General features: G+C 59.6%; 20 protein-coding genes and 1 tRNA gene. 6 read left to right on the plus strand and 15 right to left on the minus strand.

Going from position 1 to position 22,934, the window contains the following annotated elements:
- Positions 1–10 precede the first annotated feature (10 nt).
- The 6 genes from GKC30_RS05400 to GKC30_RS05425 form a co-directional block, all read right to left on the minus strand.
- A complete protein-coding gene (locus tag GKC30_RS05400; RefSeq protein ID WP_155932802.1) occupies positions 11–1,114 on the minus strand; it encodes a flagellar biosynthesis protein FlhF in 1,104 nt (367 codons plus the stop codon).
- Positions 1,115–1,123: 9 nt separating this feature from the next.
- Positions 1,124–3,226, minus strand: a complete 2,103-nt coding sequence (gene flhA, locus GKC30_RS05405; RefSeq protein ID WP_155932804.1) for a flagellar biosynthesis protein FlhA — start codon at positions 3,224–3,226, stop codon at positions 1,124–1,126.
- Positions 3,227–3,290: 64 nt separating this feature from the next.
- Positions 3,291–4,352: a flagellar biosynthesis protein FlhB gene (gene flhB / locus GKC30_RS05410; RefSeq protein ID WP_155932806.1), complete on the minus strand. Its 1,062-nt coding sequence runs from the start codon at positions 4,350–4,352 to the stop codon at positions 3,291–3,293.
- 12 nt (positions 4,353–4,364) lie between these two features.
- Positions 4,365–5,150, minus strand: a complete 786-nt coding sequence (gene fliR, locus GKC30_RS05415) for a flagellar biosynthetic protein FliR (protein WP_155932808.1) — start codon at positions 5,148–5,150, stop codon at positions 4,365–4,367.
- A gap of 145 nt (positions 5,151–5,295) precedes the next feature.
- A complete protein-coding gene (locus tag GKC30_RS05420) occupies positions 5,296–6,201 on the minus strand; it encodes a M23 family metallopeptidase (RefSeq protein WP_155932810.1) in 906 nt (301 codons plus the stop codon).
- Between the two features lie 63 nt (positions 6,202–6,264).
- Positions 6,265–7,014 (minus strand): tRNA lysidine(34) synthetase, encoded by a 750-nt coding sequence (locus tag GKC30_RS05425; RefSeq protein WP_155932812.1) that lies wholly within the window; start codon positions 7,012–7,014, stop codon positions 6,265–6,267.
- 177 nt (positions 7,015–7,191) lie between these two features.
- Between GKC30_RS05425 and GKC30_RS05430 the strand changes: the two genes are divergently transcribed.
- Genes GKC30_RS05430 through moaC form a run of 4 tightly spaced genes read left to right on the plus strand, consistent with a single transcriptional unit; the run spans position 7,192 to position 10,405 of the window.
- Positions 7,192–8,532, plus strand: a complete 1,341-nt coding sequence (locus GKC30_RS05430) for a DUF4340 domain-containing protein (protein WP_155932814.1) — start codon at positions 7,192–7,194, stop codon at positions 8,530–8,532.
- 34 nt (positions 8,533–8,566) lie between these two features.
- Positions 8,567–8,803 carry a DNA-directed RNA polymerase subunit omega gene (rpoZ, locus tag GKC30_RS05435; RefSeq protein ID WP_155932816.1) on the plus strand — a complete coding sequence of 79 codons (237 nt, stop codon included), beginning with the start codon at positions 8,567–8,569 and terminating at the stop codon, positions 8,801–8,803.
- Positions 8,804–8,805: 2 nt separating this feature from the next.
- Complete coding sequence (dnaJ, locus tag GKC30_RS05440) at positions 8,806–9,924, plus strand: molecular chaperone DnaJ (RefSeq protein WP_155932818.1); 1,119 nt, start codon at positions 8,806–8,808, stop codon at positions 9,922–9,924.
- Position 9,925: 1 nt separating this feature from the next.
- Positions 9,926–10,405 carry a cyclic pyranopterin monophosphate synthase MoaC gene (gene moaC, locus GKC30_RS05445; protein WP_155932897.1) on the plus strand — a complete coding sequence of 160 codons (480 nt, stop codon included), beginning with the start codon at positions 9,926–9,928 and terminating at the stop codon, positions 10,403–10,405.
- Between the two features lie 79 nt (positions 10,406–10,484).
- Here the strand turns inward: moaC and hisF are convergent, their stop codons facing one another.
- The 5 genes from hisF to GKC30_RS05470 all read right to left on the minus strand — a co-directional run bounded on the left by hisF (position 10,485) and on the right by GKC30_RS05470 (position 13,794).
- Positions 10,485–11,264, minus strand: a complete 780-nt coding sequence (gene hisF / locus GKC30_RS05450; RefSeq protein WP_155932820.1) for an imidazole glycerol phosphate synthase subunit HisF — start codon at positions 11,262–11,264, stop codon at positions 10,485–10,487.
- Complete coding sequence (gene hisH, locus GKC30_RS05455; protein WP_155932822.1) at positions 11,254–11,895, minus strand: imidazole glycerol phosphate synthase subunit HisH; 642 nt, start codon at positions 11,893–11,895, stop codon at positions 11,254–11,256. The genes hisF and hisH overlap by 11 nt, the downstream gene beginning before the upstream one ends.
- A 246-nt stretch (positions 11,896–12,141) precedes the next feature.
- On the minus strand, positions 12,142–12,924 hold the full coding sequence (locus GKC30_RS05460; protein ID WP_155932824.1) for a DnaJ domain-containing protein: 783 nt from the start codon (positions 12,922–12,924) through the stop codon (positions 12,142–12,144).
- A gap of 16 nt (positions 12,925–12,940) precedes the next feature.
- Positions 12,941–13,378, minus strand: a complete 438-nt coding sequence (locus GKC30_RS05465; protein WP_367613992.1) for a YkgJ family cysteine cluster protein — start codon at positions 13,376–13,378, stop codon at positions 12,941–12,943.
- A complete protein-coding gene (locus GKC30_RS05470; RefSeq protein WP_155932826.1) occupies positions 13,375–13,794 on the minus strand; it encodes a CoA-binding protein in 420 nt (139 codons plus the stop codon). Before GKC30_RS05470 ends, GKC30_RS05465 begins: the two co-directional genes overlap by 4 nt.
- A 77-nt stretch (positions 13,795–13,871) precedes the next feature.
- On the opposite strand from GKC30_RS05470, the gene GKC30_RS05475 reads away from it, so the two are divergent.
- Positions 13,872–15,095, plus strand: a complete 1,224-nt coding sequence (locus tag GKC30_RS05475; protein ID WP_155932828.1) for a M24 family metallopeptidase — start codon at positions 13,872–13,874, stop codon at positions 15,093–15,095.
- A 100-nt stretch (positions 15,096–15,195) separates the two neighbouring features.
- Here GKC30_RS05475 and GKC30_RS05480 read toward each other — a convergent pair whose 3' ends face one another.
- Both GKC30_RS05480 and GKC30_RS05485 read right to left on the minus strand, forming a co-directional pair.
- Positions 15,196–16,392, minus strand: a complete 1,197-nt coding sequence (locus GKC30_RS05480; protein WP_155932830.1) for an iron-containing alcohol dehydrogenase — start codon at positions 16,390–16,392, stop codon at positions 15,196–15,198.
- 26 nt (positions 16,393–16,418) lie between these two features.
- Positions 16,419–18,266, minus strand: a complete 1,848-nt coding sequence (locus GKC30_RS05485; RefSeq protein ID WP_155932832.1) for a protein-disulfide reductase DsbD family protein — start codon at positions 18,264–18,266, stop codon at positions 16,419–16,421.
- A gap of 100 nt (positions 18,267–18,366) precedes the next feature.
- Here GKC30_RS05485 and GKC30_RS05490 point away from each other — a divergent pair.
- Positions 18,367–18,442, plus strand: a tRNA-Lys gene (locus tag GKC30_RS05490).
- A gap of 232 nt (positions 18,443–18,674) precedes the next feature.
- Here GKC30_RS05490 and GKC30_RS05495 read toward each other — a convergent pair.
- Both GKC30_RS05495 and nifJ read right to left on the minus strand, forming a co-directional pair.
- Positions 18,675–19,037: a hypothetical protein gene (locus tag GKC30_RS05495; protein ID WP_155932834.1), complete on the minus strand. Its 363-nt coding sequence runs from the start codon at positions 19,035–19,037 to the stop codon at positions 18,675–18,677.
- Positions 19,038–19,226: 189 nt separating this feature from the next.
- Complete coding sequence (gene nifJ, locus GKC30_RS05500) at positions 19,227–22,733, minus strand: pyruvate:ferredoxin (flavodoxin) oxidoreductase (protein WP_155932836.1); 3,507 nt, start codon at positions 22,731–22,733, stop codon at positions 19,227–19,229.
- Positions 22,734–22,934: the final 201 nt, after the last annotated feature.

The following is a 22,934-nucleotide window of genomic DNA, read 5'->3' on the forward strand; positions in this document are numbered from 1 at the left end:
ATCTTTCTCCTTAGGGTTGAATGTCGCCGCCGGGCAGCTTGCGCATAAACACCATCCGCCAGATCATGTCGAGGGTGGCGGGAGCGATGCTGTTCTTGAGGCCGGCACCGTACGAGAGCGCTGAAATCGGCAGCCCACTGGCGAACGCCATGTTCACTAATGCCCCGAATGTACAGGTTTCGTCGAGTTTCGTCCAGATAACGCTTGCGAGTTGTTCACTTTTGTATTTCTCCATGAACCGTTCGAACTGGGCTGCGCTGTAATAGGGGTTGAGAACCAGGTGGATGGACAATTCCCCGCAGGTCGAGAGGCCGTAGAGTCCGGTGAAGTCCTCAAGGGTTGTATTGCCCGTCAGTCCCGGCAGGTCAATGAGAATCATGTCAAACTGTTCGGCTTCCTTGCGCAGGAGCAGGAAGTCATCACGGGTCACGATTTCGCGAAAGGCGAGGCCTGAAAGCTCTGCGTAGTGTTTGAGCACCAGCCGTCCCTTGCCGCGTCCTCCGTCAGCCGTGGCCAGGCAGATGCGCGTTTTGGGGTTGGACCTCTTCTCGCGCAGTGCCAGCCGGATGAGGCTTGAGGTCTTGCCCGCCCCTCCTGGTCCGGCAAAGGCGTGGATGGCTCCGGGCCAGTCCCGGGAGCGAAACGGCTTGACTTCCACCAGGGATTCCAGGGCGGTGATGATGGAGCGCTTCGGGTCGTCCCGCAACTCGCAATACACGCTGGCAAGCACCTTGGCATCCACCTCTTCCCGTTCGAGGTATTCCATGGCCAGCCGCTGCTTGGGAGCCAGGGTGGCGGGGTCCATCTGGGGTTTCATCAGGGCCAAGATCTGACCCTTGATCTGGCTCCATTCGCGCTGCCAGCCGATGGCGCTGCGGAGCGCGTCCTCCACCGTGTCTTCCTTGGTCCTGGATGGCCCAGTGTGTTTGACCGGGCCTGGTGCGCCCGGCGTCCCTGCTGGCATGGCATCCACTGCGGCCACGATTTCGCAGCATTTGCTGCCGTTGTCGGTCACGGTCTTGTTGGAGAGGATGACGGCATCGGCCCCGAGTTCGGCCTTGACCATGGCGAAGGCCGCTGTGGCGGTGGCGGCGCGGAAGGTCTTCATTCTCATGTGCTGTTCCTACAGGTCAACGGTTGCTGCGGATTGAATCTTGATGTCGGCGGGAATCTCGGCCTGGGACAGGATGGGCAGGGTCGGAATGAACCGATTCAACAGTTGGGCGAGATGGCTGCGAATTTGCGGGACCACCAGCAGCACGGGCTGGCCGTCGGCCACCATTGCCTCCTCGGTGGATCTGTTGATGGCCTGGATGATCTGCTGGGCCATTCCGGGTTCCAGTGCGAGGTAGCCGCCTTGTTCGACGGGGCGCATGGCGTTGACGAGAATCTCGTCCACCTTGGGGCTCAGGGTGATGATGGGCAGTACGCCCGACTCGCCGAGATAGGGGTTGACGATGGTGCGTCCCATCTTGGCCCGGACGAACTCTGTCAATTGGCTTGGCTCCTGGGTGGCGACGCCGTAGTCGGCCAGGGTTTCCACGATGGTCAGCAGGTCGCGTATGGAGACGTTCTCCTGCACCATCCTTTGGAGTACCTTTTGGACGCCGCCCACGCTGAGTACGGAAGGCACCAGGCTTTCCACGGCCTTGGGTGCCCGTTTGGCCAGGTTGTCGAGCAGTTCCTGGGTTTCCTGCCGTCCCAGAAATTCGTGCAGGTTGCGGCGGAACACTTCGGTGAGGTGGGTGGCGATGACCGTGGACGGATCGACCACGGTGTAGCCCGCCAGCATGGCCTCTTCCTTCTGGGCCTCGGGTATCCAGACCGCTGGCAGATTGAAGGCGGGCTCCACGGTCTCCACGCCTTCGATGCGCTGCCTGGCGTCGCCCGGATCCATGGCCAGGTAGTGGTCGATGAGCAGCTCCGCCTGGGCGACGGGGTTGCCTTTGATGACAACCCTGTATTCGCCGGGCTTGAGCTGGAGATTGTCGCGCAGGTGGAGCGAGGGGATGACCACACCCATGTCCAGGGCGAACTGGCGGCGGATGGACCGGATGCGTGAAAGCAGATTGCCGCTTTGCTCCTCGTCCACCAGCGGGATGAGGCCGTAGCCCACCTCCAGTTCGAGTTGGTCCAAAGGCAGGAGCATCTGCACTTCTTCCGGCGTATCCAGGGTTGCGCTGTCGCGGGTGCTTTTGGAGTCGTCCTTCTCCGGGTTCAGGGCCTGCTGCTGCTTGGCCGAGAGGTGCGCCACGGCGTAGATGATGCTGGCCAGCGTCAGGAAGGGGATGGTTGGCATACCCGGGACAATGGCGAAGACCAGCAGTATTGCCGACACCAGCTTGAGGGCGCGATGATGGAAGGAAAGCTGTCCGATGAATTCCTCGCCCATCTTGGCCTCGGCGGCAGCTCGGGAAACGATGATGCCTGCGGAGGTGGAGATGATAAGCGAGGGGATAGTGGCCACAAGGCCGTCGCCGATGGTCAGGAGCGTATACGTCTGTGCGGCGTCCATCCAAGCCATGTCCTTTTGGAGGACGCCAATGAGAAAGCCGCCGATGATGTTGATGGCAGTGATCATCAGACCGGCCTTCACGTCTCCGGACACGAATTTGCCCGCGCCGTCCATGGCGCCGTAGAAATCGGCCTCCCGGCGCATGTTGTCGCGTCGCCTCGTGGCTTCCTCCTCGTCGATGAGGCCCGCGTTAAGATCGGCCTCCACTGCCATTTGTTTGCCTGGCATGGCATCCAGGGTGAAGCGGGCCGCCACTTCGGCGATACGGGTGGTGCCGGTGACGATGACAACCTTGTTGAGAATGAACAGGATCATAAAGACCACGATGCCGATGACGTAGTTGCCGCCGACAACGAATTCACCGAAACTTTGAATGACCGAACCGGCGGCATCGGTGCCCTCGTCGCCGTGGAGCAGGATGGCCCGCGTGGTGGCCACGTTGAGGGCGAGGCGCAGCAGGGTGGTGACCAGCAACAGCGATGGAAAGATGGAAAATTCGAGGGGAGAGGTCATGAACATGGTGGTGATGAGCACCACAAGGGCAAGCGAGATGCTTACCGTCAGCATGAAGTCCAAAAACGGCGTCGGCAGGGGAATGAGCATGACGAAGAGGATGACCACCACACCGCCTGCCAGAAGAACGTCGCCCTGTTTGGCGAATCTTTCGTAGTCTATATTGGGAACGAGGGATTTGCTGGAAGGCTGAGCCATGTTTTTGACACCTCGCGGATGGTCTTGGGCTGGTTGCCGGAGGTGCCTTCATGTTCCTCAACTCCTAGCGTCGCTTGAACTTCTCAAGCTTGGCGAGGATCGCCGCAACGGCCTGGAACAACTCCTCCGGGATGGTTTCCCCGATTTCCACCTGCTTATACAAAGCCCGTGCCAAGGGTGGGTTGGCCTCCAGTGGGATGTTGTTTTCCCGGGCAACCTCCTTGATTCGTTCGGCAACGCGGTTCACTCCCTTGGCCAGGACCAGGGGGGCTGGTGCGACCAGGGCATCGTATTGCAGGGCAACGGCGTAGTGTGTCGGGTTGGTGATGACCACGTCTGCCTTGGGGATGTCCTGGAACATCCGGCTGGCCATCATCTGGAGCATTTTCTGTTTCTGTTTTTGTTTGACCCGAGGGTCGCCCTCGGCCTGTTTGCGTTCATCCTTGACTTCGTCCTTGGTCATCTTGATTTTTTCCTCGTACTGCCAACGCGTATACCAGAGGTCGGCCAAGGCGATGATCAGCATCGGTATTAGAGCGTAGCAGACCATTTTGTAGCCGATGGAGAGGAGAAAGGCGATGATGCCGTGGACATCGGAATAGAAGAGAGGCAGAAGATTCATGTATTCCTGCTGGATAACGATATATGGGGCAATGCCCACGGCAACGGCCTGGAGCAGGCTCTTGCCGAGACGGACTAATGCCTGCGGGCTGATGAACAGTCGTTTGAGGCCAGCCATGACATTGAACAGCTTGCCGAATTTCGGCCGCATGGGCTTGGTTGTCCACAGTGAGCCAACCTGAAGACGCAGGATGAGCCAGGCCGTGAAGGCGAGTACCAAAAGGACGGGCAGGACGAGAATCGTCAGTTTTTTCATGCCCCAGACGAACAGGGCGTAGGCAGTGGACTGGTCGATCTTGATTTTGATTCCTTCACGAAAGGTCCAGTCGAAAATCTCCATCATCTGGCCCTGGTAGAAGCCGATGAGGACGCGCAAGGTAAGGACGCCCATGAGCAGGACGATCACCTTGGTCAACTCCTGACTCTTGGGAACATTTCCCTCGTTTCTGGTTTTTTTTCGCCGTTTCTCTGTGGCTTTTTCTGTTTTGCTCGGATCCTGGGCCATGGCGCAAGCCTTCTAGAGTGGGGAGCCGGCTTTGAGGATTCCCCGGAATATGGGGCCGAGGTTGTCCAGAAAGTCTTGCACGTAGTTGGCCATGATCATGAACAGGAAGCCCAGGAAGAAGAAGCCCACTGTGATTTTGATCGGAAAACCCAGGACAAGCACATGCATCTGGGGCGCGGCTCGCGAGATGAGCGCCAGCGAGAGATCGACCAGGAACAATGCGGCCATGACCGGGGCTGCGATACGGATGGCAAGGGTGAATATGATGCCCGAAAATTCAAGGAATTGGGAGACCAGCCCTGGTGTGAGAAGCAGGCCGCCCGGAGGAATGTACTGAAAGCTCATGCCCAGGGCGTTGATCAGTTGCAGGTGGCCGTTGAGAACGAGGAAGGTGAGCATGGTGCACATGTAGAGGAAATGAGCTGTCACGGCATTGCTGGTGCCGGAGATGGGGTCGACCACGTTGACCATGGCGAATCCCATCTGAAAACCGACAATCTGTCCACCAAAGCGGACTGCGGCAAACAGGAAGTTAACGATCAACCCGAGGATGAGTCCCATGAGCGCCTCGCCCATGAGCATGATGACGATGTCTATGCCGCTTGCTGGCATCATGCTGCCGGGAAAAGCGAGCTGAGGCCAGACCGCCATTGTCAGCACCAGGAGCAAGGCTGCCTTTATGGGGGCCGGGATGGAGTTGCCTCCGAAAAAGGGCAGCAGGAAGAGCACGATGCTGATTCGAAACAGCGTCAGATAAAAGCTCAACATGTCTGCTGGGTTGAAACCGAAAATATCCATCAGGCTCTCAATGCAAGACCCGAACCATTCGATGCCCCTTGAGGCTGTCGTCTGTGTCCGGAGGTTCCGGCCGCGTGTCGTATGAAGAAAGCCCTCCAGGAAAGTCTTGTTCCAAGAGGGCCTGCCTTGGTCATCGCGTGGCTGGTCAGTTCAGGATGTAGCGCTTGGGGTCTACCGGTACTCCATTGAGGCGCACTTCGTAGTGCAGGTGCGGCCCGGTGCTTCGTCCCGTGGTGCCGACATAGCCGATCAACTCGCCTCGGGTCACCTCCTGGCCGTTCTTGACGGCGATGCGATGCAGATGGGCGTAGCGGGTAGACAGGCTGGCGTTGTGTTTGAGGCGGATGGTCAGACCGTAGGAACCGTCGCGGCCGGTGAAGGTGATGGTGCCCCTGGCAGGAGCATAGACAGGTGTGCCGCGGGGTGCGGATATATCAATACCCTTGTGAAATTCGCGCTTGCCGGTGAAGGGCGAGGTGCGCCAGGCAAATCCAGATGTCACCCAACCCGATGTGGGCCAGATGGAGGGGGTGGCTTCAAGGATGTTCTGGTTGTTGCGCAGGGTATGCAGAATCTCCTGCTGTCTGACTTCTTCAAGCCGGGCTTCGACGTTAAGCTGGCGCAGAAACTCGTGCATCTTGCGGGCCAGCAGTTCCTGCCTGTAGAGAGGCAGATAGCCCTTGGCGAAATTTTCGTTGGACGGGCCGCCCTTGGGGGCAGTTGCCTGGCTTCCGTCCTGGTCGAGATTGATCATGACCCGGAGCTTGGAATCGAAATCGCTGATGCGGTCGAGGTTCTTCTGGAGAGCGGAAATTTTCTGGGAGAGGCTGAGAAGTTGGGTTTTCTGTTCCTGAACGGTTTTTTCGGCGATGCTCAGTCCCTGTTCGACGCGGGAATGGTGGGTGTATTTATTCCAGAGAACGACATTTCCGGCGGCCATCCCGACCATAAGTATGAAAAGGGTGGCGATGAACCAGCCCCGTAGCTGGAATTTCTTGCAGGAACCCTGTTTGTCCTTGAAGACGACGATGTGATATTTTCTGAAAAGCATTGCCTTTCCAGTCGGATGTTATGAGTTCAAGGGCGCGGGTGGATCAATTGCCATTCTATTAGTCTAGAGTTTTTGGCATGTCAAGTGGACTTGGTGACGAAGGATGGCATTGAAGATGTTGTTTTTTATGCGTTTATCATTTTTCCACGCTTGGCGCAGCCAGTCATGCACCTCGTCGCGCTTGGTGCTGCCGTTGGAAGGGCAGGTGTTTTCCCATACCGGCAGTTCCCACTGTCTGGCGGCCTTGATCACGGTGCCTTTGTCCAGCATCATGGTTGGGCGGATGACCTGGAGTCTGCCGTCGAAGAAAGGCTCGTGAGCCGAAAGCCCGTCGGTGCGCCCGTTTTGCAGGACATTCATGAAAAAAGTGACTACGTTGTCGTCGGCGTTGTGACCAAATGCGAGATGGGTCAGTCCGTAGTCGCGGCATAATTCAAAGAGCCGCTTGCGACGCAGCATGCTGCAATAAAAGCAAGGGGAATTCTTGCGATTTTCCTCGGTATGGGCGCGGGGGCCGTAGTCTGTAAGCTCGGCGTGGAGCGAGAGGCCATGGCTGGCGCACCAGTGGGTGAGCGGCGCGTGGGAGGCGGTGTCAAAGCCTGCGTTGATATGCAGGACCATCAGTTCGACAGGAAAGGGCATTATCGCCTGTCGGATGGTCAATACCTTGAGCATCAGAAAGCTGTCCACCCCGCCGGATGCGGCGACGCCAATGCGCGCCCCGCTTTCAACCATGCCGGTTCCCTGCATCAGTCTGCCTGTGGCGCTGACGCATTTTTTCTGTGCGAATGTGAGTTTGCCCCATGAAGCCATTGTTCTTCCCTCGGGGTTTCTGGTAATGATGCTGGACCCGGTGGGGGAGTTAGACGATTCCTGCTTGACTTGCAAGCGCGGCTGGTGCATTTTTATTGGCTTGTGCGCCGGGCATGGTCTTTGGTGCTATCTTCCGCTGCAATCCGTTCCGGCATCCCGTCCTGGAGGACTTGCCCCTTGAAGCGATTATTCCTTGGCCTGATCTTGGCACTGCTGGCCGCAACGGCTTTGGGCGTGTATCACTGGCGCATGGCCGAACCCAGGCAGGAAGTGGACAGGACGCGTTGGCTTTCCCGTCCCTTTGATGCCGTGCGCTCGCTGCATATTCAAAGCGCTAAGGGAACCTATATGCTCACTGTCGCGGATACAGGCTGGGAGGCGCACGTTCCCGGCGCTTCGTGGAATTTCGTTGCCCGGGTCATGCCTGAAAAGGTGGCTGACTATCTCGCCCGATTAGGCGGACTGGCTCCCCACCGTTCGGTGGGCGGATTCGATCAGGGCGGGCTTGAGCAGTACGGGTTGGATGAGCCGGAATTTAAAATTCTCGTCTCCTTGGGCGAAAAGGATGGCAACCCGCTGACGGTCAGACTGACAACTGGCGAGTCCGGCGCGGTCTACGGGTGGAACTCTGACAGCCCCGGGCTGGTCTACGAGTTCGATGCTTCGGTTGTGGAGCAGCTGGGTCTGCCCGCTACGGCCTTTTTTGACACACGCGTCTTCAATTTCGACCAGGAGACCGTGTCCAGGGTCCAGCTGACCCAGCCCTTCGGGTCCAATTGGCTGGTGGAGAAACGAAAGGAAGGGTATTTCTTTAGTCTGCCCGGCTATCTTAAGGACAAGCCTGCTTCGGACTCGGCCCTCAAGCTCTATCTGCACTCGCTTTCTCTCTTGAGGGTCGGAACCCTGGTGCTTGAACCGCTGGATGTTGACAAGCGGTTGCCCGCTTTGACCATCCGTATATGGAACGCCAAGAGTGAAACGCCTTCTTCCGTGGACTTTTATACCGTCAACGACAGGCCCGAAGTTTTCATGGGGCGCTCCTCCTGGCTGACCATTCCCTTTACCCTTGATGCCCAGAGCGTTGGCCAACTGGTCAGGAGCGCCTTTGATGTGCAGGGGCGTACGGTGGTCAAACTTGACATCGGCATCGTGGCCCGCCTTGTGGTCAATCACGGCGGCACGGAGTATGTTGTGGAGCGCGGCGAGAGCGGTTGGCACCGCCCCGGCGATCAAACCGAACTCAGCGGCATTGACATGTCGCTTTGGCGATTTACTGATTTGCAGTTCGAGGCATTGCCTCTGAATCTTCTGCCGGAGAGTGCCACGGAAGTGATGCACTGCCGACTTTTCGACGGCAAAGGTGACAAACTGACCGCCCTGACGTTCTATGCCGATCCCAGGCTGCCTCAGGGGCAGTGCTGGCTTAAGAACGGCGGCGGCATGTATTACCCGGTTTCAAGCAGGCTGCTCAAGGACCTCCAGGGACTTTTTCCCGTCGGTACCGCAACAAGCGGGTAGGCCCAGGGCAGCAACACGATTCAAGGAGAACGACATGGCACGCATTACTGTAGAGGATTGTCTGGAGAAGGTCAGCAACCGCTTTCTCATTACCCAGATGGGCATCAAGAGGGTCAAGCAATATCGCGAAGGGTATCCGCCCCTGGTGGAATCCAAGAACAAGGAAATCGTCAATTCCCTGCGCGAGATCGCCGCGGGAAAAATTCTGCCCGATCAGGAAATTCCCGACGTTGAAATCGATATCGACGCCTACGGGGAAACCTCCAGATAACCATGGCCAAGCGTGATTACTACGAGATTCTGGAGGTTTCCCGCGACGCCTCCCAGGATGAGATAAAATCCGCCTACCGCAAGCTGGCCTTCAAGTTTCACCCCGACCGCAATCCCGATGACCCGGAGGCGGAAAACCGCTTCAAGGAGGCGGCCGAGGCTTATGAAGTCTTGGGAAACGCCGAAAAGCGGCAGACCTATGACCGTTTTGGCCACGATGGGGTGAACGGCAATGGGTTCTCGGGGTTCTCCAGCAGCGAGGATATCTTCGGCGCCTTCAGCGACATCTTCGGCGAGGTTTTTGGATTCTCGGCCGCCGGTCGCGGCGGAGGCAACCGACCCAGGCCAGGTGCGGACTTGCGCTACAACCTCGACATCACCTTCCGCCAAGCCGCCAAGGGGGCCGAGGTGGACATCCGCATTCCTGTCGAACAGGTCTGTGGACGGTGCGATGGTTCCGGTGCGGCTCCCGGGTCGCGTCCCCAGACCTGCTCGCAATGCGGCGGCTCTGGCACCATGCAACAATCACAGGGGTTTTTCAGGATTTCCGTGACCTGCCCGCAGTGCCGTGGAGCCGGTTCCATTATTACTGAGCCTTGCGACGAGTGCATGGGGCGCGGCAGCGTGATTCGCGACAAGGATCTCAAGGTGCGAATCCCGGCGGGCGTGGACAACAATTCGCGTCTGCGTCTGCGTGGCGAGGGCGAGGCAGGCATGTTCGGCGGGCCTCCCGGCGATCTCTATGTGGTCCTTCGCGTGGAGCCTGATGCGGTGTTCGAGCGCCAGGGGCAGAATCTGCTTATTCGTCGGGAAATATCCTTTGTCGAGGCGGCGTTGGGACATCGGCTGGAAGTGCCGACCCTGGACGATCCGGTCAATCTCGAAATCCCCAAGGGTGCCCAGAGCGGCGAGGTCTTCAGGCTGCGCGGCTTGGGACTGCCCCACCCGGGCAGCTCTCACCAGGGCGATTTGCTGGTGGAGGTGCGGGTCAAGACCCCCACCAACATGAACAAGCGCCAGGAGGAACTGCTGCGCGAGTTCTCTGAGATAGAGTCCAAGAAATTGAGTACCAAGGTCAAGGGTTTCTTCAAGAAAACCAAAGACAAGGTCATGGGTGAGTAAGATGTCTCCTGGCTTCTCGCATATGGACGGCGACGGCAACGCCCGTATGGTGGATGTGTCCGGCAAGAACGATACCCTGCGCAGGGCCATCGTCCGTTGCGAAGTCAGGCTCGCGCCCCGGACCATGGCCCTGCTGGTGCAAAACGCCCTGCCCAAGGGGGACGTGCTGACCACGGCCAAGATAGCCGGAATCCAGGCCGCCAAGCGTACTGCGGATCTGATTCCCATGTGTCATCCGCTGCCCATCAGTCTTGTGGATATTCGATTCGTGGTGGACGAGGCCGGAGCGAGGATTGTTGTCGAGTCCGAGGTGCGGACCACCTACAAGACCGGCGTGGAGATGGAGGCCCTGGTGGGCGCCCAGATGGCCGCCGCCACCATCTACGACATGTGCAAGGCTGTTCAGAAAGACATCGTCATCGGCAATTGCCGACTGGTCTTCAAGAGCGGTGGCAAGAGCGGCACCTTCTCCGCCGAGTGATCCGGTTTTAGCCATCAGGCAAAATTAAGGCCGCTGTCCCGAACGGGGCAGCGGCCTTCTCGCGTCAGGAACATTGACCCTACCAGACAGAGCGGGTCTGTACGCCTGCTTCAGCCATGTGTTTTTTGAGGTCCGCGATGGTGTATTCGCCATAGTGGACGATGGATGCGATGAGGGCGGCCGTGGCCCTGCCCCTGGTCACGGCTTCCACCATGTGCTGTGGCGAGCCCGCACCGCCCGAGGCGATGACCGGAATGGTCACGGCTTCGGCCACCATCCGGGTCAATTCGATGTCATAGCCGTTCTTCGTGCCGTCAGCGTCAATGGAGTTGAGGCAGATTTCGCCTGCGCCCAGGGCCTCGCCGGTCCTGGCCCATTCAAGGGCATCCATGCCCATGTACTTGCGGCCGCCGTGAATGACCACCTCGAAACCCGAAGGGATGGTTTCGGACTTCTCGACCCGCTTCACATCCATGCCAAGGACGATGCACTGGGAGCCGAAGCGGGCCGCGCCTTCGCTGATGATGTCCGGGTTTTTGACCGCCCCGGAGTTGACCGAGACCTTTTCGGCACCGGCCACGAGTACGTCGCGCATGTCGCCTACGGTGTTGATGCCGCCGCCAACGGAGAAGGGGATGAATATCTGCGAGGCCACCTGTTCGACCACATCAAGGAATATCCCACGCGCTTCGTGGGAGGCAGTGATGTCGTAGAAGACGATCTCGTCCGCGCCTTCCTCGTAGTATTTCCGCGCCGTCTCCACGGGATCGCCGATATCCACGTTGCCTTCGAACCTGACGCCTTTGGTCAGGCGTCCGTTGCGCACGTCCAGACAGGGGATGACCCGTTTACTGAGCATCGGCGGCCTCCTGGCAGAAGGTGTTGAAATTCCTGAGCAACTTAAGGCCTGGGCGTCCGCTTTTTTCAGGATGGAATTGCACCGCCCAGAGTCCACGGCGGCCATGCACAGAGCAGAAGTCGATGCCGTAGCGGGTGGTGCCGATGACGTATTCCTCCCTTGGGGCCGGGTAGTAGCTGTGGACGAAGTAGAAGTCCGCGTCCGGGTCAATGCCGGCGAACAGCTCACACTCCTGCCTAAGCTCCACCTGGTTCCACCCCATGTGGGGAACGCGGATGGGCACGTTTTCATAATCGGTCCAGGAGGGGTTGAAAAGGCGGCATTCTCCCGGAATGATCTTGAGGGCGCGAGTGTCGTTTTCTTCACTGTAGTCAAGAAGGATCTGGCAGCCGACGCAGATGCCGAGTACGGGCTTGTTTTGCCAGATGAGGCTTTTGATGACCTCGTCAAGACCTGCCGAATGCAGTTCATCCATGGCCTGACCGGCAGCTCCTACACCGGGAAAGATGATTCCCTGTGCAGCGTTCAATAACTCCGGGTCATTGGTGATCCGGTTGGGAATGTCCAGGTGTTCAAGCGCCCGGTGAACGCTGGTCTGGTTTCCCGCCTTGTAGTCAAATATGGCGAGCATTCGTCCCTCCGCTGGGTTTCGTTCACTACTGCGACTAGTAAAAAACGCATCGGATAACAAGGGGTTTTTTCTTGTTGACCATTATTATCGAGCCGCAGAAAAGAGAGGGGAAAAGAGGGTGTTATCCTGGTGCCGGGTGTGCGGGCCATGGCGGTCGATGCAGGGCGATGGTTCCCGTACAAAAGCGATGCAGGGGATCATCGGGGTGAAGACGCGCCTGGCGTCGTCGTCTGGCCGGGAGCTGGACTATCGGGCGAGTATTTTCAGCAACAGGTCGCCCTTGAGGGGGCCGAGCTTGCGCCCAAGGCCCTTGAGCCTGATAGGGCGGCCGACCATGAAGTCGCGGGGCAGTGTGACTTCAATGGTTTTGGGACCGTCCGAAAAAGTCTGTTCCACGGAAATGCGTACCTTGCGGCCAGGAATGAGGGTGGATGCCGGAAAAAAAACGGTCTGCTCGTGATCCATCTGTCCCTTGAACCAGGATTTGACCGTTTCACCGAATCCACGGGCGAGGTCGAGGCTCAGGGTACGGTTGCCGAAGTGCAGTTGCAATTTGCGTTTTTTCAGTTCCAACGGCCCCTTGTAGCCGGGGCGCTCCTTTCTTATCTGGCTGTAGATGTCCTCGAAAACCTTGCGGGCAAAGGGGTCGCCCAGGATGGTCCGAAGAACTTCCTCTTCCTTGTAATAAAACTGCTGGTGCCTGGAGCGGGTCGAGTTGGCCTCTGGCGGCGGCTTGGGTTTTTGGCGCTGCTGCCTGGAATAGGCGCGAGCTCCCTGGGAGCGGCTTGTAGTCGGTTTCTCGGCCCGTTGGTTGGTGCTATGGGCCGTAGCGTTTCCGTTGGTCTCCTCAAGCAGCTTCCGGGCAGTCACATACGCTTCGTTGACCTCGCGAAAGCGTTCGTTCGCGCCGGGTTCGGAACTGATGTCCGGATGATACTGGAAGGCAAGGCGGCGAAAGGAGGATTTGACCGCGTCAAGGTCCGCGCCCGTATCGAGTCGGAGTATCCGGTAGCATTCCTGAAGGGTCATGGCGGCCTCGGTTGAATCAGTCGTCGCAGATCAAGGCGTTGGGCGATGTGTCGGGATCATACCGCAAAAGACCCTTGTCGTGCAAATAGCGTCTGCCTTGGCGCACAAATTCGGCGTGGCCCGCATCCGCGTTGATCCCCGGGCAATACTCCTGGATCATTTTCCAACTCGTTTCGTCCACGAGGTTGCCGCGGAAATAGGGCCAGGCCCGGCAGATGTCCGGCCTGCCGGGGTGCACCCCGCACCCTTGGTCAAAGAAGACGCAATAGCCGTCGTCACCGCAAATCAGGTGGATCTTGCCGCAGCGCTCCCGTGTGTAGCGACGTACCAGTTCGTCCTGGTCGATGCCCAGATGGTCGGCCAGCCGCTCCCGGTCAGTGTCGGTGAGCACGATGCCGCCCTCTCCCTGGCAGCAATGGCCGCACATGCGGCATTCGAAAGCCGTCTCGCTCACGGCCGTACCCCGAGACGGGAGAGTTCCACCTTGAGGCAGCGGTCCTCAATCACCTGGATGGGATATCCCGCCAGCAGTTGGCGCGCCTCGGGGCTGAATACCCCGGCCTGCATCCAGAAGAACCGGGGCAGGGTCTTCATCTCAAGCACCTCGCGGGCATGGCCCGGACAGAACTGGGCATTGCGGAAGAGGTCGACCACGTCCACGGGCACGGGAATGTCCGTGACGCTTCTGTAGGTTTCAAGGCCCCAGATGTTGTCGCGGACCGGGTGCACGGGAATGACGGTAAAGCCCATTTCGATCATCTCGCGGCCCACGCCGTCCACGGGGCGGCCCGGCTTGTCCACGGCGCCGATCACTGCGATGGTCTTGACCTCTCGCAGTTGGGCGGCTAGTTCTTTTTCGTTGATCAGCATGTCGCGTTCCTCGCTTGGGAACGTCCTTTTACAGCAATCCACCCTCATTGCCTAGTCGTTATCGCGCAAGGAGCTCCATGTTCGAACCCATTGCCCGCATTCCGGCCGAGGAACTCGCCCGCCGCCATGCCTCCCTGAGGCGTCATCTTCAGAGCGTGGCCCCTGCTGCCGGCGGAATCCTCGTTTTTTCACGTCTCAACATCTATTACCTCACGGGCACATGCGGTCAGGGCGTATTATGGCTCCCCCTGGAGGGCGAGCCCGTCCTCATGCTGCGCAAGGGCGCGAGCCGCGCCCGTATTGAGGCAGGGATCGGGTGCATAGCTTCCTTCAAGTCCTACTCCGAGCTGCCCGGTCTGTGCGCCGAGGCGGGTAGCCCCATGACCAGGACAGTGGCCGCGGTCATGGCCGGGTTGACCTGGCAGTTGGGCACCATGCTTGCGGCCAAACTCAAGGACCACGCTCTGGTGGCCGGCGATCACGCCGTAGCTCTGACCAGGATGGTCAAGTCCGGCTTTGAGTTGGACATCATGCGCCGTTGCGGCGAGAAACACCATCGCTGCCTGTATGACATCCTTCCCGGCAGAATCTGTCCGGGCATGACCGAGCGGGAGATCGCCCACAAGGCCTGGGAAGTCTTTTTCGAGGAAGGGCACATGGGCATCCTGCGCATGCAGGCCCATGGCGAGGAGTGCTTCCTCGGTCATGTCTCTGCCGGGGATTCCGGCAATTATCCCAGCGCCTTCAACGGCCCGCTGGGGCTGCGCGGCGAGCACCCTGCGGCAATGGTCATGGGCAACGCGGCCAAGGTCTGGCGGCCGGGCCAGCCGCTGATGCTCGACATCGGTTTTCAGATTGAGGGCTACCATACGGACAAGACCCAGGCCTATTTCGCCGGACCTGAGTCGGCCATGTCCGATGACATCCGCCGGTCTCACGATTTCTGCATCGAGGTCCAGGAGTGGGTGTGCGACAACGCCAAACCCGGCACGACCCCGGCCGAACTCTATGCGGGCAGCCTTGAGATGGCCAGGCGGCGAGGATTCGCCGAAGGGTTCATGGGGCTTGACGACAACCAAGTGCCCTTCATCGGCCACGGCATCGGCCTGACCATCGATGAGTTCCCGGCCATAGCCGCGGGCTTTGACCTGCCCCTTGAGCCCGGCATGACCCTGGCCGTGGAACCAAAGCAGGGGATTCGCGACGTGGCCATGGTCGGGGTGGAGAACACCTTTGAAATCACGGAAAACGGGGCGCGTTGCATCTCCGGCGACAGCTATCGCATGCTCTGCGTGGAATGATGCCGCACTTGAAGTGAGACCAGGAAAAAGCCGGGGCGCGATGTTTTCGCGTCCCGGCTTTCTGTTATGCCGTTTATTCAGGTCTGTGCCCGAAACGCCTTTATTCGTAGGCCGCCTCGAAGATGGCTATCACATCATCCATGGACATGGAGACCGGGGTAATGTCGAAGAGTGCGCCCATGGTGGTCAGGGCCGTTTCGGCCAGGGCCGGAATTTCGGCGCGGGTGACGCCGTAGGCCGAGAGCTTCTCGTCGCCGAGCCCCACGGCCTCTATGAGGGCGTCAAGGGCGTCGAGGAAAGCCACGCCGGGCACGTCCTCGTCCAGGTCTTCGGCCAGGGTGTCGCCCATGGCTAGGGCGAGGTCGCCCAACCTGTCCACGCCCCTGGCGGCCAGGAAGCCGAAGTACGCCTTGGAGATCATGACCAGTCCGGCTCCGTGGGGCATGTTCGGGTGATGGGCGGACAGGGCGTGTTCAAGGGAGTGCTGGGAAATACAGCTGGAATAGGATTCGCATAGTCCGGCTGCCGTGCTGGCCCAGGCCATGACCGTGCGCACCTCAAGGTCGTCGCCGTTGACCACGGCCTCGGGCAGGGTGTGGGCGATAAGATGGACGGCCTCAAGGGCGAGCATGTCGCTGGCAGGCTGACGGCACGTGGCCAGATACGCCTCACAGGCGTGGAAGAATGCGTCCATGCCCGTGTAGGCAGTCTGTTTGGGAGGCACGGAGAGCATCAGCTTCGGATCCACAATGGACAGATGCGGAAAGGTGGAGTCGTCGCCCCAGCCGATTTTTTCTCCGGTTTTCGAGCCTGATTTGCTGACCACGAGCCAGGGATCGGCTTCGGTGCCGGTACCGGCCGTGGTAGGTATGGCGACGATGGGCAGAGCGGGGCGCTCGGGCGTCTGTCCGCCTCCGGTGCCGGAGCGCATGTAGTCCCATAACTTGCCAGGATTGCCGGCCATCAGCGCGATGGCCTTGGCCGCGTCGATGGTGGAGCCGCCGCCAAGGCCAACCAGGAAGTCCACGCCCTGTTCGCGGCAGATGGCCGCGGCCTCGTCCACGCTGTCGGATTCCGGGTTGGGTCTGATTCTGTCGTAGACGATGGTTTGCACGTCCTGGGCCGAGAGCATCGACTGGACCCTGGAAAGATAGCCGTGCCGGATCATGGCTCCGGACTCGCCGATGACCACCATGGCCTTGTTTCCTTTTGGGAGGTGCGGGGTTTCGGCCAGGGTGTTCAGCGTGTCAGGGCCGAAGACCAGTCGGGTCGGCATGTAATACTGGAAGTTGAGCATGATTGTCTCCTGTTGGTTGCGAAGGGCTACTTCTCCCACGATCCCATTATGTTTTCAAGTTGGGATCGGGTGTAGAGATCGCGCAGCACCAGGGGCGTCATTCCGGCTTCGCCGGGCGGGAAAAGGGCGGCTGCCGGGATGCTCATGCTGCCCAGGGCGCGGAGCAGGGCCTCGCCCTCCACGTTGCGCCCGGTCAGATCCACCTTGATGAAGGCGATGTCGTGCCCGCGCTTCCATCTGGTCACGTTTTGCGGGGTGAGAACCGTGGCTTCGAGCACCTTGCAGGTGGGGCACCAGTCGGCCGTGAAGGAGATGAATATGCGCTCCTGGCCGATGCGTTTGTGCAGCGAAACCGGATCAAAGGGTTCCCATGCGGATTCACTGACCCGGTCCGGTCCGGTCCAGATGATCATGGCCGCCACCAGGGCGAGGCTGGCCGTGCGCAAGGCCCATCTGGCCGAAGGCCGGGCAAAGCGTGTGCGAACCCACAGCCAGCCTCCGAGCGCCATGGCCCAAAGCGGTGCGAGCACACGCAGGACAGTGTCGCCCAGGGCGATCCCCGTCAGATAGACGGCCGTGCCCACCAGGAAGAAGGCGATGCCCTTTTCGACATATTCGATCCAGGGGCCGGAGCGGGGCAGGAAGCGGGAAAGGCGAGGATTGGCGACCAGCAAGAGGTAGGGAAAGGCCATGCCAAGACCGATGGAGGCGAAGACCGCGAAAATGACGCCTCCCCCCTGAATCAGCGACCAGCCGAGTACGCCACCCAGAAAGGGGCCGCTGCAAGGGGTGGCCAAGAGAGTGGCCAGGTTGCCGGTGAAGAAAGCCTGGATGCGCGGGCTCCTGCTCTTGATGCCGAATTTCAGGTCGATGACTGGCAGATGGTAGAGGCCGAAGAGGCTTAAGGACAGGGCCAGGATCAGTCCTGCTGCGGTCAGCACCAGCCATCGGTTCTGGAAGAGCGCTCCCCAGGCCTGTCCCGTGACCCCGAGCGCGGCGGCCAGGACCATGAAGAAAGTTATCACTCCCAGGGCGAAGAAGGCGTTGTGCTCGCGAAAGGCGCGGATGCGCTCTGCTTCCGTGTCGATGCTTGAGGAATTGAGCAGGGCCGAGAGCTTGAGACTGACCACGGGCAGGACGCAGGGCATGATGTTGAGGATCAGGCCGGCCAGAAGCCCCATGAGAATGGCAGAAAGCAGGCTTGATACTTCAAGAGCCGGTTGCAGATAGGTTGGCGAGAAACTCCACTGCACCAGTGTTTCTGCATCATCGTTCTCGGGCGTCGCGGGCAGGGCGCTGTTGGCAGCACTGCCGGATTCGGCCAGTGTCCTGAAGGTCGGCCACCAGGGCTGGTCCTCGGCTGCGGGGAAGGGCCCGGTTTCAGGGCCGTCGTGGGAGAGGTTGCGCCGGTAAGGCACGCATTTGGTCGGGTGGCAAAGCAGCAGCTCAAGCTGCATGACGACTGGAAAGGGCTCTGTGCTGGCGGCCGGGACGCCCGAAAAGAGCAGGGTGCCGCTTTCGTAGGCGTTGATAATGACCGAAGGGTCGAAGGCGTCGGGCTTGGCCTTGCCGATCGGATACAGGGAGACCAGGGGCAGAGTGTCCCCCGTGGTCCCGGACAGGATGGTGGGCTTGCCCATGCCGCCGGGTACGTTGGCGTAGGTGTACCATTCGGGCTCCATGTCCAGGCTGACGGTCAGCACATGGGACAAGTCGAGTCCCAGTTGTCTGCGGGAGTCATCGGAGAGGGTGAAAACCTGGATTCCCGGCTCAATGGGCAGTGTTCTCGGCGCAGCCAGTGAGGGTCGGCTCCCGGCGGCGAGAATCAGCAAAATGAGGGAAAAAAGGATTGAGAATCGTTTGGTTAGCTGCATCGGTTTCCTATGGAAAAAAAGATGGGATTTAATTGTTGACAAATGCTGGCCCGGCTTATAGTTATTCTCTCCGTTGCGCGGGAACAGCGCAGCCCGAAGTGGGTCACTAGCTCAACTGGCAGAGCAGCGGACTCTTAATCCGGAGGTTCAAGGTTCGATTCCTTGGTGACCCACCACTTCGAAATCAAAAGCCCGGCCCAGGCCGGGCTTTTTCGTGCCCGCAGCAATGCGGCGCACCGATACGGGGTGACTCTCTTGCTTCATTTCCCACATGTACCCGTGACGACGCGGCGTGGCAAGGAAGTGATGCTGTTTTCACTGGTTGCCATGGGAAAGGGCCGGAACGAACGCTCCGGCCCTTGTGGACGCATCCCCTGGCCGGGGGCGTCGTCTTTGGTGGCCGTTCGTCTATCCTCCGAACCAGCCGGGGCTGATGACCTGAAGGGCCTTTGTGTAGTGGGTCCGCATATTTTCGAGCTTGCTGCCGATCATCTTTTCCTGTTCGCCAAGGTTTGTCGGGCAGGTCTGCTGCATTTGTTCGGCCACTGCCTCGATCTCGCGTACCGTGGATTTGAGGAGGTTGATGGTGTCGGTCAGATCACCGGACGGCTCTGCCACGAGGACATCGTAGAGCCTGGCTTTCCAGCTGTTCAGTTCCATTTCGAGCCCCTTGCAGTAGTTGGCCACGGCCGCTTTCTTTCCTGCCTCGTCGGCGCAGCCGTCTATTCCCATGCAACTTGGGCACGGGCCTGGGTAATCCATGTTGGGCATAGTCTCCTCCTGGTTTGGGTTGTCATTGCCTTGATCGTATCCGATTTTCATTTTCCGAGCAGTATAATCTCACTTCAGGAAGGTCCGGGTGGCGGGATTATACTCCAGGACGCAAAAAACGCCCACTCAGGACAAAGGAAGCGCCCGGAGAAATCTCCGGGCGCTTCGTGATAACGGGTTTGATGTGCCCTACTTTTCCGCGCAACCGCCCTCGGCCATGGTCTTCAGGGCATCGTAGCGTTTGAGGTAGTCCTTTTCGATCTTTTCCCTGAATTGCCTGGAGACCTCAGGATGAAACCGTTCCAGCATGGCGTAGCGGTTTTCACCGGAGAGGAATTCCTGAAGCGTACCATCCGGGGCCTTGGATTCGAGGATGAAGGGATTTTTACCCTCGTCGGCCAGGAGCGGATTGTAGCGATACAGGGGCCAGTAGCCGGAGTCCACGGCCAGTTTCTGTTCATACTGCGTCTTGCCCATACCCTTTTTGATGCCCTGGTTGATGCACGGGGCATAGGCGATGATCAGCGACGGGCCGGGGTAGGCTTCGGCTTCTTTTATGGCCTTGAGGAACTGCTGTTTGTTGGCGCCCATGGCTACTGAGGCCACATAGACATAGCCGTAGGTCATGGCCATGCGGCCCAGGTCTTTTTTGCCGGTGCCCTTGCCTCCGGCCGCGAACTTGGCGATGGAGCCCAGCGGGGTGGCCTTGGAGGATTGGCCGCCGGTATTGGAATAGACCTCCGTGTCCATGACCAGGAGATTGATGTCCTTGCCCGAGGCGATAACGTGGTCGAGCCCTCCGTAGCCGATGTCGTAGGCCCATCCGTCGCCGCCGAAGACCCAGACCGATTTCTTGGTGAACAGGTCGGCCATGGAGGCGATTTCCTTCAAGAGCTGCTTTCGGGCGCCTTTGAGGGCATTTTTCAGGGTATCGCCTGCTTCGCGGGACTTTTCGGGATCATCGCGTCCGTCGAGCCATGCGGTAAGGGCGGCCTTGAGTGGGCCGGTCTCGGTCTGGGCCGCCTGGCTGACCAATCCGGTCAGGTGCTTGCGGCGCTGATCAAAGGCCATTTCGATACCGAAGCCGAATTCTGCCGCGTCTTCAAAAAGGGAGTTGCCCCAGGCCGGGCCGTGGCCGTCCTTGTTGACGCAGTATGGGGTGGTGGGTGCGCTGGCACCCCAAATGGATGAGCAGCCCGTGGCATTGGCAATGACCATCCGCTCGCCGAAGAGCTGGGTGATAACCTTGACATAGGGCGTTTCGCCGCATCCCGCACAGGCACCCGAGAATTCCATCAGCGACTGGCGGAACTGGCTGCCCTTGAGCGTTTCGCGACCCAGTGCGTCTTTAAAGGGAATGGTTTCGGAGAAGTCGAAGTTGGGCACCTGGATAGGGGTCTGGGTGGTGATGGGACGCATGACCAGGGCCTTTTCCTTGGCAGGGCAGATGTCGGCGCAATTGCCGCAGCCCATGCAGTCAAGGGTGCTGATCTGAATGCGGAACTGCATACCTTTGAGTTCCTTGCCCGTGGCATCCAATGTCTCGAAGGACTTTGGGGCCTTCTTCAGTTCCGAAGGCTCGGCGAGCACGGCGCGTATGGCAGAATGGGGGCAGACAAAGGCGCATTGGTTGCATTGGATGCAGTTGTCCTTGAGCCACTCGGGTACGCTGATGGCAACGCCGCGTTTTTCGAAGCGGCTGGTGGCGGCGGGCATGGTGCCGTCGCGGGAGAAGGCCGAAACGGGTACGGTGTCGCCTTTCTGGCCGAGTACGGGACGCATGACCCTGGTCACGTATTCCGGTTCGTTGCGCTTGACAGGGGCCTCGTCCTTGAGCTTCTTCCAGGACGCGGGTACATTGATTTCGACGATGGCGTCCACCGCGTTGTCCACGGCGGCGTTGTTCATGTTGACGATCTTGTCGCCTTTTTTGCCGTATTCCTTTTTGATGCCGTCCTTGAGCAGAGCCACGGCCTTGGTGAAGGGAATGACATCGGCCAGTTTGAAGAAGGCGGTTTGCATGATCATGTTGATGCGGCCGCCAAGGCCCACTTCCTGCGCGATTCTGACCGCGTCGATAGTGTGGAATCTCAGTTTTTTCTGGGCGATGGTCCGGCGCATGGCGGCGGGGAGGTGGTCGTCCATCTCCTTGGCCGTCCAGGGACAGTTGAGCACGAACGTGCCGCCCTCCCTTATGCCTTCGAGAATGTCATAGACATTGACATAGCTCGGATTGTGGCAGGCGATATAGTCCGCGTCGGTTATCAGGTAGGTGGACTGGATGGGTTTTTTGCCAAACCGCAGGTGCGAGATGGTGATGCCGCCCGACTTCTTGGAGTCGTAGGCGAAGTAGCCCTGGGCATAGAGCCTGGTGTTGTCGCCGATGATCTTGATGGCCTGCTTGTTGGCGCCTACAGTGCCGTCTGCGCCCAGGCCCCAGAACTTGCACTGCACCGTGCCCTCGGGGGTGGTGTCGATGACTTCGGAGACGGGCAGCGAGGTGCCGGTCACATCGTCGTTGATACCCACGGTGAAGCCGTGCCTCGGCTTGGCCAGGCTGTCGAAAACCGCCTTGACCATGGCCGGGGTGAACTCCTTGGAGCCCAGACCATAGCGGCCTCCCACGATCTTGGGCGCATCCTTCCTGCCAGCGTAGGCGGCGCAGACATCAAGGTAGAGCGGGTCGCCCAGGGCTCCCGGTTCCTTGGTCCGGTCAAGAACCGCGATCTTCTTGACTGTCTTGGGAATGACCGCCAGCATGTGCTTGACCGAGAAGGGACGGAACAGCCGGACCTTGACCAGACCGACTTTCTTCCCGCTTGCGTTGAGGTGGTTGACCACTTCCTCAATGGCCTCGCAGCCCGAACCCGTGGCCACGATGATGCGGTCCGCCTGGGGATGTCCGACATAGTCGAAGAGCTTGTACTTGCGGCCGGTCAGTTTGCCGACTTTTTTCATGGTCGTCTCGACAATGGCGGGGATGGCGTCGAAATAGGCATTGGCTGCTTCGCGACCCTGGAAATATATGTCCGGGTTCTGAGCCGTGCCCCGGATGTCCGGGTGTTCGGGGTTCATGGACCGGGCGCGGAAGGCGGCCAGCTTGTCCATGTTCAGCAGTGGCTTCATGTCCTCGTAGTCGATGACCGCGATCTTCTGGATTTCATGGGAGGTGCGGAATCCGTCGAACACGCTCATGAAGGGGAGCGATGCCTCCATCGAGGCCACATGGGCCACCAGGGAAAGATCCATGACCTCCTGGACCGAATTGGAGAAAAGCATGGCAAATCCGGTCTGGCGTGTGGCCATGACATCCTGATGGTCGCCGAAGATGGACAGGGCGTGTCCGGCCACCGCCCTGGCCGAGACATGGAAAACGCCCGGCAGCAGTTCGCCGGATATTTTGTACATGTTAGGGATCATGAGCAAAAGGCCCTGGGATGCGGTGAATGTGCATGTCAGCGCACCTCCCGCCAGGGCCCCGTGCACTGCGCCTGCCGCGCCTGCCTCGGACTGCATCTGACGGATTTGGACCGTCTGGCCGAAGATGTTCTTGCGCCCCTGCGCCGCCCATTCGTCGGCGATCTCGCCCATGGGCGTGGAGGGCGTGATGGGATAGATGGCTGCCGTCTCGCTCATGGCATAGGCCACATGCGCGGCGGCGGTGTTGCCGTCCATGGTCTTCATTTTCTTGGGCATGTTCATTCTCCGCGGGTTTGTATTGGACCGGAATCGGGGTCATGCCGTACTCCGAGGCATGCCGGGGAAGCGCCTTCGGGACGAGGCCCCGAAGTATATTTTTTCGCGCTTTCCGTCTTTTGGGTCAAGCCCTTTCCATGCCGTTGCCCGACCAAACAAGACCGTTCACCAATTGGCAGTGTGAAAACCCTCGAAGGTTCG

Origin of the sequence: Pseudodesulfovibrio alkaliphilus, assembly GCF_009729555.1 — a bacterium.
GTDB classification, from domain to species: domain Bacteria; phylum Desulfobacterota; class Desulfovibrionia; order Desulfovibrionales; family Desulfovibrionaceae; genus Pseudodesulfovibrio; species Pseudodesulfovibrio alkaliphilus.